8 protein-coding genes and 1 other RNA gene are annotated in these 13,870 nt (G+C 63.2%); 6 read left to right on the forward strand and 3 right to left on the reverse strand.

Annotated features, from left to right (window positions below; genetic code table 11):
* Positions 1-9 precede the first annotated feature (9 nt).
* The 3 genes from xdhC to xdhA all read right to left on the reverse strand — a co-directional run bounded on the left by xdhC (position 10) and on the right by xdhA (position 4,822).
* Entirely contained in the window at positions 10-855 is an 846-nt protein-coding gene (gene xdhC / locus HU750_RS23435) for a xanthine dehydrogenase accessory protein XdhC (protein ID WP_085272530.1), read from the reverse strand.
* A gap of 120 nt (positions 856-975) precedes the next feature.
* On the reverse strand, positions 976-3,375 hold the full coding sequence (xdhB, locus tag HU750_RS23440; protein WP_186682688.1) for a xanthine dehydrogenase molybdopterin binding subunit: 2,400 nt from the start codon (positions 3,373-3,375) through the stop codon (positions 976-978).
* Positions 3,368-4,822, reverse strand: a complete 1,455-nt coding sequence (gene xdhA / locus HU750_RS23445; RefSeq protein ID WP_186682690.1) for a xanthine dehydrogenase small subunit — start codon at positions 4,820-4,822, stop codon at positions 3,368-3,370. The genes xdhB and xdhA overlap by 8 nt, the downstream gene beginning before the upstream one ends.
* 267 nt (positions 4,823-5,089) lie before the next feature.
* On the opposite strand from xdhA, the gene HU750_RS23450 reads away from it, so the two are divergent.
* The 6 genes from HU750_RS23450 (at position 5,090) to HU750_RS23475 (ending at position 13,823) form a co-directional block, all read left to right on the forward strand.
* Positions 5,090-5,749 carry a GntR family transcriptional regulator gene (locus HU750_RS23450; RefSeq protein WP_027592947.1) on the forward strand — a complete coding sequence of 220 codons (660 nt, stop codon included), beginning with the start codon at positions 5,090-5,092 and terminating at the stop codon, positions 5,747-5,749.
* 2 nt (positions 5,750-5,751) lie between these two features.
* Complete coding sequence (gene smc / locus HU750_RS23455) at positions 5,752-9,240, forward strand: chromosome segregation protein SMC (RefSeq protein WP_186682699.1); 3,489 nt, start codon at positions 5,752-5,754, stop codon at positions 9,238-9,240.
* A gap of 204 nt (positions 9,241-9,444) precedes the next feature.
* The gene (zipA, locus tag HU750_RS23460; protein ID WP_186682701.1) at positions 9,445-10,326 is read left to right on the forward strand and encodes a cell division protein ZipA; all 882 of its coding nucleotides are present in this window, start codon (positions 9,445-9,447) and stop codon (positions 10,324-10,326) included.
* A gap of 238 nt (positions 10,327-10,564) precedes the next feature.
* A complete protein-coding gene (ligA, locus tag HU750_RS23465; RefSeq protein WP_186682703.1) occupies positions 10,565-12,895 on the forward strand; it encodes an NAD-dependent DNA ligase LigA in 2,331 nt (776 codons plus the stop codon).
* 121 nt (positions 12,896-13,016) lie between these two features.
* Positions 13,017-13,113: signal recognition particle sRNA small type (gene ffs / locus HU750_RS23470), an RNA gene on the forward strand.
* A gap of 155 nt (positions 13,114-13,268) precedes the next feature.
* On the forward strand, positions 13,269-13,823 hold the full coding sequence (locus HU750_RS23475) for a GNAT family N-acetyltransferase (RefSeq protein ID WP_186682705.1): 555 nt from the start codon (positions 13,269-13,271) through the stop codon (positions 13,821-13,823).
* Positions 13,824-13,870 lie beyond the last annotated feature (47 nt).

Raw genomic sequence — 13,870 nt, forward strand, 5'->3', positions numbered from 1 at the left:
AAGCGCTCGTCAAATGGCTTGGCTGCGCCGGGAGGGCGGCAGCAACTGGGCAATGGGGCCGGCGTTGGCGGCAGCGTCATGCTGGCCGAAGCAGGCGTTGTAGGTGGCAATGATTTCCGCGGCGATGGACACGGCGATCTCGATCGGCAGCTTGCCCTTGACCTCGGCAATGCCCATCGGGCAGCGCATGCGGGCCATGACGGCAGCGTCGTAGCCGCGCTCGCGCAGGCGGTGCTCGAACTTGGCCCGTTTGGTCTTCGAGCCGATCAGGCCGAACCAGGTGAAATCGTTGCGCTTGAGAATGGCGGCGGTCAGTTCTAGGTCGAGCTGGTGGTTATGGGTCATGACGATGCAATAGCAACCGGCTGGCAGCTCGGCCACTTCATCGACCGGCTCCTCGTTGACCACCTTGGTCACCCCAGGGGGGATGAGCTCGGGGAATTCCTGTTCGCGCGAATCGATCCAGCGCACCCGGCAGGGCAGCGCGGCGAGCAAGGGTACCAGAGCGCGGCCGACATGGCCCGCACCGAACACCGCGATCTGCGCCTGCACTGCGGCCATCGGTTCGAACAGCAGCACGGTGACGCCGCCGCAGCACTGGCCGAGGCTGGCACCGAGGCTGAAGCGCTCCAGGTGCGGGGTGGTGCGTTGTGCTTCGAGCATCTGCCGGGCGATGTGCAGGGCCTTGTATTCCAGGTGGCCGCCGCCGATGGTGTCGAACAGCGCGGTGGCACTGACGACCATTTTCGAGCCGGCGTTGCGCGGGGTAGAGCCGCGTTCCTCGATGATGGTGACCAGTACGCAGGGTTCGCCACGGGACTGGTGGTCGGCGAGGGCGTTGATCCATTGGTGCATGATTCAACCTCTCTTGAAGGCTGACATTGTCCTTGTGGGAGCGGGCTTGCCCCGCGAATGCGGCAGTGGCCACACCCTCGTATTCGCGGGGCAAGCCCGCTCCCACAGGGTTACGCGATGTCAGTGAGTCACGGTTTCCAGTTCTTGTTCGGCAGATTGTTGCTGAGCCACTTCCTTGCGCATCTGCTCACAGCCCCACAACACGCGCTCCGGGGTCGCCGGTGCGTCGATGTTCGGCTGCACGCGGTAGTCGGCCAGGCTCGCCACGGCGTCCTTGATCGCACACCAGGCGGCGATGCCGAGCATGAACGGCGGCTCGCCCACGGCCTTGGAATGGAACACCGTGTCCTCCGGGTTCTTGCGGTTTTCCACCAGTTTCACGCGCATGTCCAGCGGCATGTCGGCTACTGCCGGGATCTTGTAGCTGGCCGGGCCGTTGGTCATCAGTTTGCCCTTGGCATTCCACACCAGTTCCTCGGTGGTCAGCCACCCCATGCCCTGGATGAAGCCGCCTTCGACCTGGCCGATGTCGATGGCCGGGTTTAGCGAGTCGCCCACGTCATGCAGGATGTCGGCGCGCAGCATCTTGTACTCGCCGGTCAGGGTGTCGACGATCACTTCCACGCAGGCCGCGCCAAAGGCGAAGTAGTAGAACGGCCGGCCGCGGGCCTGGCTGCGGTCGTAGAAGATTTTCGGCGTGCGGTAGAAGCCGGTGCTCGACAGCGACACCTGGGCGAAGTACGCCTGCTGCACCAGTTGCTCGAAGCTGACGATCTGGTCGCGCACGCGCACATGGCCATTGCGGAACTCGACGTCCTCTTCGGTCACCTGGTAGTGCCGCGCGGCGAATTCGGTCAGGCGCTTCTTGAGGATCTCGGCGGCGTTTTGCGCTGCCTTGCCGTTCAGGTCGGCGCCGCTGGAGGCCGCGGTAGGCGAGGTGTTGGGCACCTTGTCGGTGTTGGTGGCGGTGATCTGGATACGGTCGAAATCGACCTGGAAGATCTGCGCGACCACCTGGGCGACTTTGGTATTCAGGCCCTGGCCCATCTCGGTGCCGCCGTGGTTCAGGTGGATGCTGCCGTCGGTGTAAATGTGGATCAGCGCCCCCGCCTGGTTGAGGAAGGTGGCGGTGAACGAGATGCCGAATTTGACCGGAGTCAGCGCCAGGCCCTTCTTGAGGATCGGGCTGTTGGCATTGAACCGGCGGATCGACTCACGGCGTTCGGCGTAATCGCTGCTGGCTTCCAGGTCGGCGGTCATCTCGTCGAGCATGTTGTGCTCGACGGTCTGGTAGTAGTGGGTGACGTTGCGCTCGGTCTTGCCGTAATAGTTGGCTTTGCGCACGGCCAGCGGGTCACGGCCCAGGTGGCGGGCGATGTGATCCATCACCTGTTCGATGGCGACCATGCCCTGTGGGCCGCCGAAGCCGCGGTAGGCGGTGTTGGAGGCGGTGTTGGTCTTGCAGCGGTGGCCATGCACGGTGGCATCGCCCAGGTAATAGGCGTTGTCGGAGTGGAACATGGCGCGGTCGACGATCGAGCCGGACAGGTCGGGCGAGTAGCCGCAGTTGCCGGCTAGGTCGAAGTTGATGCCGTGCAGGCGGCCGTTGTCATCGAAGCCGACGTCGTACTCGACATAAAACGGGTGACGCTTGCCGGTCATGGTCATGTCTTCAACGCGCGGCAGGCGCATCTTGGTCGGCAGGCCGGTCAGGCGCGCAATGACCGCGCACAGGCAGGCCGGGCTGGCGGCCTGGGTTTCCTTGCCGCCGAAACCACCACCCATGCGGCGCATGTCGAGGACGACCTTGTTCATCGGCACGTCCAGCACTTCGGCCACCAGCTTCTGCACCTCGGTGGGGTTTTGCGTGGAGCAGTAGACGATCATGCCGCCGTCCTCGGTGGGCATCACCGAAGAAATCTGCGTCTCCAGGTAGAAGTGCTCCTGGCCGCCAATGTGCAAGGTACCTTGCAGGCGATGCGGAGCACTGGCCAAGGCCGCGGCCGAGTCGCCGCGTTGGTGGGTGTGGCTGTCGAGCACGAAGTGCTTCTTGCGCAACGCTTCGACCACATCCAGTACCGGCTCCAGGTCTTCGTACTCGACGATGGCCGCCATGGCGGCGCGGCGGGCGGTTTCCAGGTCACGGGCGGCCACGGCGAGCACCGGTTGACCAAAGAACTCGACCTTGTCGATGGCCAGCAGCGGGTCACCGGCTACGACTGGGCCGATGTCCTTCAGGCCCGGGATGTCTTCGTGGGTGATGGCGATGCGCACGCCTTCGAAGGCATAGCACGGCGTGGTGTCGATGCGCAGGATGCGCGCATGGGCACGGTCGGCGGTGCGCGCATAGACGTGCAACTGGTTGGGAAATTCGAGGCGGTCATCGATGTACACCGCTTCGCCGGCCACGTGCTTGTCGGCGCTGTCGTGCTTGACGCTGCGGCCGACCCCGGTGGTCAGGTCCTGGCTGAACAGTTCGGCCATCTCGGCCTGGCTCTTGGCTACGTGATGGTTAGACATAAGCGGTCACCCGGGTTTCGATGTGCGGCGTTTGCTGTTCGATGAAGTACTTGCGCAGCAGGTTCTGTGCTGTCAGCAGGCGGTATTCCTTGCTGGCGCGGAAGTCGCTGAGCGGGGTGAAGTCTTCGGCCAGGGCCTGGCAGGCGCGCTCGATGCTGGCCTGGTTCCATGGCTTGCCGCGCAGGGCTGCTTCGCAGGCGCGGGCGCGTTTGGGGATCGCGGCCATGCCACCGAAGGCGATACGCACACCGCTGACCACGCCGTTCTCGATGCTCAGGTTGAACGCTGCGCACACGGCAGAGATGTCGTCATCCAGGCGCTTGGACACTTTATAGGCGCGGAAGGCCCAATCCTCACTGGCGCGCGGCACGATGATCTTCTCGATGAACTCGCTGTCCTGGCGCGCGGTGATGCGGTAGTCGATGAAGTAATCCTCCAGCGCCAGGGTGCGCTGACGTTCGCCTTGGCGCAGCACCACCTGCGCATCCAGGGCGATCAGCAGGGGCGGCGAGTCACCAATCGGCGACGCGTTGCCGATATTGCCGCCCAAGGTGCCCTGGTTGCGAATCTGCAGCGAGGCGAAGCGGTGCAACAGGTCGCCGAAATCAGGGTACTCGGCGTTGAGCGCCTCGTAGCAGTCAGTGAGCGGGGTAGCCGCGCCGATTTCCAGGTGGCTGGCGGTTTTGTCGATGCGCTTGAGCTCGGCCACATGGCCGACATAGATCATCACCGGCAGGGTCTTGTGGAACTGGGTCACTTCCAGCGCCAGGTCGGTACCACCGGCCAGCAGACGTGCTTCGGGGTGCGAGCTGTACAGGTCGGCCAGGTCGGCCACGGTCAGCGGCACCAGGCAGCGTTTGTCGCCGCTGTTGAGCTCGCCGGTCTGGGTTGGCGCAATGGCCTTGAGGCGGCTGATGGTTTGGGCCTGCTGGGCGTCGAACTGATCGCGGCAAGGCTGGCGGCAGCTTTGCTCGGCGGCATCGAGGATCGGCCGGTAGCCGGTGCAGCGGCACAGGTTGCCGGCCAAGGCTTCCTGGGCCTGATGCACGTCGGCGCCTTGGCTGTTTTTCTGCAGGGCGAACAGCGACATGACAAAGCCTGGGGTGCAGAAGCCGCATTGCGAGCCATGGCAGTCGGCCATGGCTTTTTGCACGCTGTGCAGTTCACCTTGGTGCTTGAGGCCTTCGACGCTGATCAACTGCTTGCCGTGCAGTGACGAAACGAACGTCAAGCACGAATTCAGGCTACGGTAGCGCAGGGTATCCTGGCCCTGGTCGTCCTGGGTCAATTCACCCACCACCACGGTACACGCACCGCAGTCACCGCTGGCGCAGCCTTCCTTGGTGCCGGGTTTGCCCAGGTGCTCGCGCAGGTATTGCAGCACCGTCATGTTCGGGTCCAGGGCGTGCTCATTACGCAGCTCCTGGTTGACGAGAAACTGGATCACGGGGATGGCCTCGCAATGGTTTTATTGTTGTTGGGCGGACAATAAGCAGACCTGACGAGCTGGTCAATATTTTTCTGACTCAAAGGTCAGGAAAATGCGTATGTCTACACCCGGCCGAACACATTGCCCATATCACAAGCATAGATCGCGCCGTGCAGGCAGCTGCCTGGCAGGTCAAATAAAGCGCAAGGCCCCTCTGCGCGAGTGCGGGTCAAGTACGCTACAATCCGCCCCTTGTGCCCAGTTCAATGATTTTGAAGGAAAACCATGACGTTCAAGGCCCCGGACAGCCTCTCCGAGCAGATTGCCGATTACCTGGCCGAACGCATTATTCGCGGCGAGCTGGCGCCGGGCGAGCGCATTCAGGAGCAGAAGGTTACCCAGGCGCTGAATGTCAGCCGCGGCTCGGTGCGTGAAGCGCTGTTGATCCTCGAGCGTCGGCATTTGGTAGCGATCTTGCCGCGTCGCGGTGCGCATGTGACCAAGTTGGACGAGCGCAGCGTGCGCAGCCTGTGCAACTTGATGGGTGAGTTCTATATCCTGCTGGGCAACGCCGTTGCACAAAAATGGCGCCTGGAGGCCGACTTGCGCCCGTTTCTGGAGATCCAGCAGCGCTTGCAGCATGCCCGCGACCAGCAAGACATCAAGGCCTTCGTCGCCGAAAGCTTCGCCGTCATGCGGGCTGCCTACCCGTTCGCCGACAACCCGTACCTGCAGGAAACCGTCGAAAACCTGCAGCCGGCCATGAGCCGCGCCTACTACCTGGCCCTGGACCAACGCCAGGCCAGCACGGACGACTACCTGGAGCTGTTCGCGCGCCTGCTCGAGGCCGTGGTCGCCCGCGACCTGCCGCGCATTCGCGAGGTGCTCACCGCCTATTGCCAGCGCAGCTGTGAGCTGGTGCTGGCGGCGTTGGCCCGGGCCTGACGATGCGCCTCAAGTGCATTCGCCTGGCCGGGTTCAAGTCGTTCGTCGACCCCACCACGGTCAACTTCCCCAGCAACATGGCGGCCGTGGTAGGCCCCAACGGTTGCGGCAAATCCAACATCATCGACGCGGTGCGCTGGGTGATGGGCGAAAGTTCGGCGAAGAACCTGCGTGGCGAGTCGATGACCGACGTCATCTTCAACGGCTCCACCAGCCGCAAACCGGTCAGCCAGGCCAGTATCGAGCTGGTGTTCGACAACAGCGACAACACCTTGGTCGGGGAGTACGCGGCTTACGCTGAAATCTCCATCCGCCGCAAGGTGACCCGCGACGCGCAGAACAGCTATTACCTCAACGGCGCAAAATGCCGTCGCCGGGACATCACCGATATTTTCCTTGGCACCGGCCTTGGGCCGCGCAGCTACTCGATCATCGAGCAGGGCATGATCTCCAAACTGATCGAAGCCAAGCCCGAAGAGCTGCGCAACTTCATTGAAGAAGCGGCGGGCATCTCCAAGTACAAGGAGCGCCGCCGCGAGACCGAGAACCGCATCCGCCGCACCCAGGAAAACCTGGCGCGCCTGACCGACTTGCGTGACGAGCTCGAACGCCAGCTCGAACGCTTGCACCGTCAGGCCCAGGCAGCCGAAAAGTACCGTGAGTACAAGGCCCAGGAACGCCAGCTGAAAGCCCGCTTGTCGGCCCTGCGCTGGCGCGACCTGGACGAACGCGTACGTCAGCGCGAGGCGGTGATCGGTGATCAGGACGTGTCTCACGAGGCCTTGGTGGCCGAGCAGCGCAACGCCGACGCGAGTATCGAGCGCCTGCGCGATGGCCACCACGAATTGTCCGAGCGCTTCAACCAGGTGCAGGGCCGCTTCTATTCAGTAGCGGGCGATATTGCCCGGGTCGAACAGAGCATCCAGCACGGCCAGCAGCGCCTTCGCCAGTTGCAGGACGACTTCAAGGAAGCTGAGCGCACGCGCTTGGAGACCGAGTCCCACCTGGGCCATGACCGCACTTTGTTGGCCACCCTCGGCGAAGAACTGGCCATGCTCGAGCCGGAACAGGAAATGACCCTGGCGGCCGCCGAAGAAGCCGCCGCCACCCTCGAAGAAGCCGAGCTGGGCATGCACGGCTGGCAAGAACAATGGGACACCTTCAACACCCGGTCCGCCGAGCCCCGCCGTCAGGCAGAGGTGCAACAGTCCCGCCTGCAGCAGCTTGAAGCCAGCCTGGAACGCTTGTCGGAGCGCCAGCGCAAGCTGGGGGAAGAGCGCGACCTGTTAGGTGCCGAGCCGCAGGACGCGGCCCTGGTCGAGCTGTCCGAGCAGTTGGCCAGCAGCGAGATGCTGCTCGAAACGTTGCAACTGTCCGAAGAGCAAGTGGTCGAGCAACTCGAAGGCACGCGTGAGCAATTGCAGAAGGCCACCCAGGCGCAACAACAGGCGCAGGGTGACCTGCAGCGCCTGGGCGGGCGGTTGGCATCGCTGGAGGCCTTGCAGCAGGCCGCGCTGGAGCCGGGCGTGGGCGCCTCAGACTGGTTGCGCGAGCAGGGCCTGGCACAGCGCCCGCGCCTGGCCGAAGGGCTGCGGGTCGAGCCGGGCTGGGAGCTGGCCGTGGAGACGGTGCTTGGCGCCGATCTGCAGGCCGTGCTGGTTGATGATTTCAACAACCTCGCTTTTGCCGACCTGGAGCAAGGCGAGTTGCGCTTGCTGCTGGCAAGTGGCGAGGGTGCGCGGCTGGCGGGCAGCCTGCTGGATAAAGTCGAAGGGCGTACCGACCTGACCCCCTGGCTGGGGCAGGTCAAGCCGGTCGATGACCTGGCCCAGGCGCTGGCACTGCGTGCGACCCTGGCTGAAGGGCAAAGCCTGGTTAGCCGCGATGGTTATTGGGTTGGCCGGCATTTTTTGCGGGTCAGCCGAGGCGGCGAGGCCGAAGGCGGGGTGTTGGCCCGTGGCCAGGAGATCGAGCGCTTGGGCCAGCAACAGCTGGAGCAGGAAGCCGCCCTGGAGCACCTTGAGCAACAGCTGCAGGATTTGCGCGAGCAGCAATTGGGCCTGGAAGAACAGCGCGAGCAACTGCGCCGCCGCACCCAGGAAGAAAGCCGCCAGCACGGCGAGCTCAAGGCCAGCCTGTCGGCCAGCCGGGCCCGTGCCGAGCAAGTCGAATTGCGTCGCCGCCGCCTGCACGAAGAGCTGACCGAGCTGCAAGAACAGCGCGCCCTGGAGCACGAGCAACTGGGTGAGGCGCGGCTGGTGCTGCAAGAAGCCCTGGACCTGATGGCCCAGGACACCGAGCAGCGCGAACAGTTGATGGCTCGCCGCGATACCCTGCGCGAAGGCCTTGACCGCATCCGTCAGGAGGCCCGTCAGCACAAGGACCACGCCCATCAGTTGGCCGTGCGCCTAGGCTCGCTGCGTGCCCAGCACGACTCCACCCATCAGGCCCTGGAGCGCCTGGAACAGCAGGCAGCACGCCTGACCGAACGCCAGGAGCAACTGAGCCTGAACCTGGAGGAGGGCGCAGCGCCCCTCGAAGAGCTGCGCCTCAAGCTCGAAGAGCTGCTGGAGCGGCGCATGAGCGTCGACGAAGAAATGCGCCAGGCGCGCCTGCACATGGACGAAGCCGACCGCGCCCTGCGCGACGCCGAAAAACGCCGCACCCAAGCCGAGCAGCAAGCCCAACTGCTGCGTGGCCAGTTGGAGCAGCTACGCCTGGAGTGCCAGGGCCTGGATGTGCGGCGCAAGACCCTGCAGGAACAACTGCTGGCCGACGGCTACGACCTGCAAGGCGTGCTTGCCACCCTTGAAGCGGACGCCACCGAACAGAGCACCGAACAGGCGCTGGAGCAGACCGAGGCGCGTATCCAGCGCCTGGGCGCGATCAACCTGGCGGCCATCGAAGAGTACGAGCAGCAGTCCGAACGCAAGCGCTACCTGGACGCCCAGAACGCCGACCTGGTCGAGGCCTTGGAGACGCTGGAAAACGTCATCCGCAAGATCGACAAGGAAACGCGCAACCGCTTCAAAGATACCTTTGATCAGATAAATGCCGGATTACAGGCACTTTTTCCAAAAGTTTTCGGTGGTGGCAGCGCTTATCTGGAACTGACGGGCGAAGATCTACTCGATACAGGGGTAACGATCATGGCGCGACCCCCGGGCAAGAAGAACAGCACCATCCATCTGCTGTCCGGTGGCGAGAAGGCACTGACCGCCCTGGCGCTGGTGTTCGCCATTTTCAAGTTGAACCCCGCACCGTTCTGCATGCTCGACGAAGTCGATGCGCCGCTGGACGATGCCAACGTCGGGCGTTACGCCAGGCTGGTGAAGGAAATGAGTGAAAGCGTGCAGTTCATCTACATCACCCATAACAAGATTGCCATGGAGATGGCGGATCAATTGATGGGGGTGACGATGCATGAGCCGGGCTGCTCACGCCTCGTTGCAGTGGACGTGGAGGAGGCGATGGCCATGGTCGACGCCTGATGCGCGAAGATAGGGCACATTCTGTAGCGAAATGGCCCCGCCATGTGCGACAGACGGTGTAAAGTTGTCTTTGGTCGTGCTAGCTTAATGTCACTCGTTTTTTGCGTGGGTAAAACGCCTGTCAGAACATAGAGTTGGCGCCACGTGTTAAAGGGCTTTGAACCCTTTGTTTTCAAGCATATTTTTATAGAGGCACGGGATTACATGGAAATCGGTCTGCGCGAGTGGCTGATCCTCATCGGCATCATTGTCATTGCCGGTATTCTTTTCGACGGCTGGCGCCGCATGCGCGGCGGGAAAGGCAAGTTGAAATTCCGTCTGGACCGCAGTTATTCCAATGTCCCCGACGAAGAGGGCGGCGCCGAAGTGCTCGGCCCATCGCGGGTATTGGATAACCACAAGGAGCCAGAACTGGACGAGAGCGACCTGCCCTCGCTCAGTGCGTCGTCGCGCGATCGCGAACGCGAGCCCAAGCCGGTCAAGGCCAGCAAGCGTGGCAAGCGCGCCGCAGAAGTGCCGCAAGGTGACCTGAACCTGGTCGCAGAGGCGCGCGAGCCTGATCTGTTCGCCGATGCCGATGATGATTTTGCGGCCGACAACAACCGCAACAGCGGTGTATCGTCCAGCAACAACACGGTCAAGGAACTGCCTCCCGCTGAAGAGGTGCTGGTGATCAGCGTCATCTCCCGCGACGAGGGTGGTTTCAAGGGCCCGGCACTGCTGCAGAACATTCTCGAGAGCGGCCTGCGTTTTGGCGAGATGGACATCTTCCACCGCCACGAGAGCATGGCCGGCCACGGCGAGGTGCTGTTCTCCATGGCCAACGCCGTGAAGCCCGGTATTTTCGACCTGGACGACATCGACCACTTCAGCACCCGTGCGGTGAGCTTCTTCCTGGGGCTGCCAGGCCCGCGTCACCCTAAGCAGGCTTTCGACGTGATGGTCGCGGCGGCGCGCAAGTTGGCCCATGAGCTCAATGGCGAACTCAAGGACGACCAGCGCAGCGTGCTGACCGCCCAGACCATCGAGCACTACCGCCAGCGCATCGTCGAGTTCGAGCGCCGCGCGCTGACCCAGAAGCGCTGATAGATCCAGACGAAAGAGCAGCCTGCGGGGCGTGCTGGCCGGTTCGGGCTCCTAGGTTGTCTGATCTGGCCCCTTCGCGGGTAAACCCGCTCCCACAGGTACCCCACTGTTTTTGAACCCAGTGGCGTACCTGTGGGAGCGGGTTTACCCGCGAAGGGGCCAGACCAGGGATAAAGGATCCAGAGCCCCAGGCAACGTCCCCAGGCTGCTCTTTTGCTTTGCAAGAGAAGACAAACGAATGACCGCCGAATCCCGAATCCACGCCCTGCGCGCCGAGCTCGACCAGCATAACTACCGCTACTACGTGCTCGATGAGCCCAGCGTGCCCGATGCTGAATACGACCGCCTGTTCAATGAGCTCAAGGCGCTGGAAGCCGAACACCCGCACCTGGTAACGCCTGACTCGCCAACCCAGCGCGTCGGCGGCCAGGCCCTGGCTGCATTCAGCCAGGTGCGCCACGAAGTGCCCATGCTCAGCCTGGGTAACGCCTTCGAAGAAGCTGACCTGCGTGAATTCGGCCGCCGTGTGGTAGATGGCCTCGATCAGCCGGGTGCGGTCGACTACAGCTGCGAACCCAAACTCGATGGCCTGGCGGTAAGCCTGTTGTACCGCGACGGTCAATTGGTGCAAGGCGCCACCCGTGGCGATGGCACCACCGGCGAAGACATCAGTGCCAACGTGCGCACCGTGCGCAACATCCCGCTCAAGCTGCAGGGCGAAGGTTGGCCCGCGGTGCTGGAGGTGCGTGGCGAGGTGTACATGAGCAAGGCCGGTTTCGATCGGCTCAATGCCGCCCAGGCAGAAGCGGGTGGCAAAACCTTCGCCAACCCGCGCAACGCCGCCGCCGGCAGCCTGCGCCAATTGGATTCGAAAATCACCGCCAGCCGCCCGCTGGAGTTCTGCTGCTATGGCGTAGGCCAGGTGTCCGCAAGCATCGGCGACAGCCACATTGGCATCCTTGAGCAGCTCAAGGCCTGGGGCCTGCCGATCAGCCGTGAGCTACGGCATGCCGCCGGCATCGAAGAGTGCCTGGCGTATTACCGCGACATCGGCGAGCGCCGTAACAGCCTGCCGTATGAGATCGACGGCGTGGTGTTCAAGGTCAACAGCCTGGCGTCTCAGCGTGAACTGGGCTTCCGCGCCCGCGAGCCGCGTTGGGCGATTGCCCACAAGTTCCCGGCCATGGAAGAGCTGACCGAGGTGCTGGATGTGGAATTTCAGGTAGGGCGTACCGGGGCGGTGACGCCTGTGGCACGCCTGAAGCCGGTCAAAGTGGCCGGCGTGACCGTGTCCAACGCCACCCTGCACAACATGGACGAAATCGCCCGCCTGGGCCTGCGCATTGGCGACACGGTGATCATCCGCCGTGCCGGCGACGTGATCCCGCAAGTCATGCAAGTAGTGCTCGAGCGCCGCCCCGAAGATGCCCGCCCGGTTGAAGTGCCGAGCGCATGCCCGGTGTGTGGCTCGCAGGTCGAGCGCACGCAGCTGGTCAAACGCAGCAAAGGCAAGGAAACCACCAGTGAAGGCGCGGTGTACCGGTGCGTCGGTCGCCTGGCCTGTGGCGCCCAACTCAAACAGGCGATCATCCATTACGTTTCGCGCCGCGCGATGGATATCGACGGCCTGGGCGAAAAGAGCGTCGAGCAGTTGGTGGACGAAGGGCTGATCGGCTCGCCAGCAGACCTGTACAAGCTTCAGTTCGACCAGGTCGTCGGGTTGGAAGGTTTTGCCGAAGTTTCCAGCAAGAAGCTGCTGGATGCCATCGAAGCCAGCAAGCGCCCGAGCCTGGCGCGCTTCATCTACGCCCTGGGCATTCCGGATGTGGGGGAGGAAACCGCCAAGGTCTTGGCTCGCTCGCTGGGCAGCCTGGCGCGGGTGCAGCAGGCGCTGCCACAGGTGCTGACCTACCTGCCAGACATCGGGCTTGAAGTGGCATACGAAATCCACAACTTCTTCGAAGACGAGCACAACCGCAAAGTCATCGAGCAACTGCTCGCCTGCGGCATGCAGTTGCAGGACGAAGGCGACTTGGCCGCCGAGTTCGCCGCCAGCACCACCCTGGCCGGGATGATTGCCAAGCTCGACATCGCCTCGGTCGGCCCGACCGGCGCTGAGAAGCTGGTGGCCAAGCTCGACAGCCTGGACAAGATCATCGCCGCCGACGGTATCGACCTGCGCCAGGCCCTGGCCGCCAAGCAGGCCGAGGCCGTGCGCGAGTTCTTCAAGGACGAACCGAACCAGACGCTGGCGCGGGACATCGAAGCCCAGTTGCTGGCGTTCGGCATGCACTGGAACAGCGAGAAGAAAGTCGCCGAAGGCCTGCCTCTGGCCGGGCAGACCTGGGTGTTGACCGGCACCCTGGAGCGCATGAGCCGCGACATTGCCAAAGACAAACTGGAAAGCCTAGGCGCCAAGGTGGCAGGTTCCGTTTCCGGCAAGACCCACTGCGTGGTCGCCGGCCCTGGCGCGGGCTCCAAGCTGGCCAAGGCCAGTGAGCTGGGTGTGAAGGTGCTGGACGAAGACGCGTTCATCGCCTTCCTGGCGGAGCAGGGCATCGCAATCTGACCCACCTTTAAACAAGTCATTGAGAAATGATGACTTTTTCTCCCCGCAGAGGTTGTAACTTCGCCTCAGACCGGTACAATGGCGCGGCTCGCTGCTTAGCGAGTTGCGTCAGTGGTGGCCCCATCGGTCCCCCCGCATTGATTACCCGTTAACCTGGTCAGGCCCGGAAGGGAGCAGCCATAGCGGGAACATCGAGTGCCGGGGTGTGGCTGGTGGGGCTGCCTCCATTCTTTAAGTCCTTGAGCTCTCAAGGATCTCTCGTTCAAAACTACCTCTTAGTCAATGTGCGAAAGCGCATGACGTCTCGACGTTTCTACCTCTGCTCTGTGAGAATGCCAGAAGGCCATACCGCCTCCAGAACGGACGCTGCGCCATGGACAGCCTTCCTCCCCTCGAAACTTCGCGCCTGATACTCACGCCGCTGCAGCTTGGCGACGTACCCGCTATTCAGCAGCTGTTCCCGCACTGGGACATTGTCCGCTACCTGGACAGCCGCGTGCCATGGCCCTATCCCGAAGACGGCGCACTCGTCTACGTCCGAGACATCGCATTGCCTGCCATGAACGCTGGTTGCGAATGGCACTGGATGATCCGCCTGAAAACCGCGCCAACGCAGGTCATCGGCAGCATCAGCCTCTATGACCAGCCGGGTAACAACCGTGGCTTCTGGCTCGCCCCTGCATGGCAAAAAAACGGCTACATCCGCGAAGCCTGTGTTGTCATCAACGACTATTGGTTCGAGACGCTTGGGCGTTGCGTCATGCAGGTGCCCAAGGCGGCGAGCAATGACAGGTCGCGCAGTGTTTCCCTGCACGAAGGCATGCGCCTGGTCGGGACTGAGCCGGGGCATTTCGTCTGTGGTGCCGTGCTCAAAGAGATCTGGGAGTTGAGCCGCGATCAGTGGCGTCAAAGGGTGGCGGTCGTTTAGGTACTGAAGTGACGATCTCAACGTCAGCAAATGCATGCCTTTGCCTG

Source organism: Pseudomonas sp. SWRI50, from assembly GCF_014269095.1.
Lineage (GTDB): Bacteria > Pseudomonadota > Gammaproteobacteria > Pseudomonadales > Pseudomonadaceae > Aquipseudomonas > Aquipseudomonas kermanshahensis.

Bases quoted from the DNA above. Each gene is read 5' to 3' on its own strand.
- smc (WP_186682699.1), top strand. From the start codon at position 5,752: ATGCGCCTCAAGTGCATTCGCCTGGCCGGGTTCAAGTCGTTCGTCGAC.
- zipA (WP_186682701.1), top strand. From the start codon at position 9,445: ATGGAAATCGGTCTGCGCGAGTGGCTGATCCTCATCGGCATCATTGTC.
- HU750_RS23475 (WP_186682705.1), top strand. From the start codon at position 13,269: ATGGACAGCCTTCCTCCCCTCGAAACTTCGCGCCTGATACTCACGCCG.
- xdhC (WP_085272530.1), bottom strand. From the start codon at position 855: ATGCACCAATGGATCAACGCCCTCGCCGACCACCAGTCCCGTGGCGAA.
- xdhB (WP_186682688.1), bottom strand. From the start codon at position 3,375: ATGTCTAACCATCACGTAGCCAAGAGCCAGGCCGAGATGGCCGAACTG.
- ligA (WP_186682703.1), top strand. From the start codon at position 10,565: ATGACCGCCGAATCCCGAATCCACGCCCTGCGCGCCGAGCTCGACCAG.
- HU750_RS23450 (WP_027592947.1), top strand. From the start codon at position 5,090: ATGACGTTCAAGGCCCCGGACAGCCTCTCCGAGCAGATTGCCGATTAC.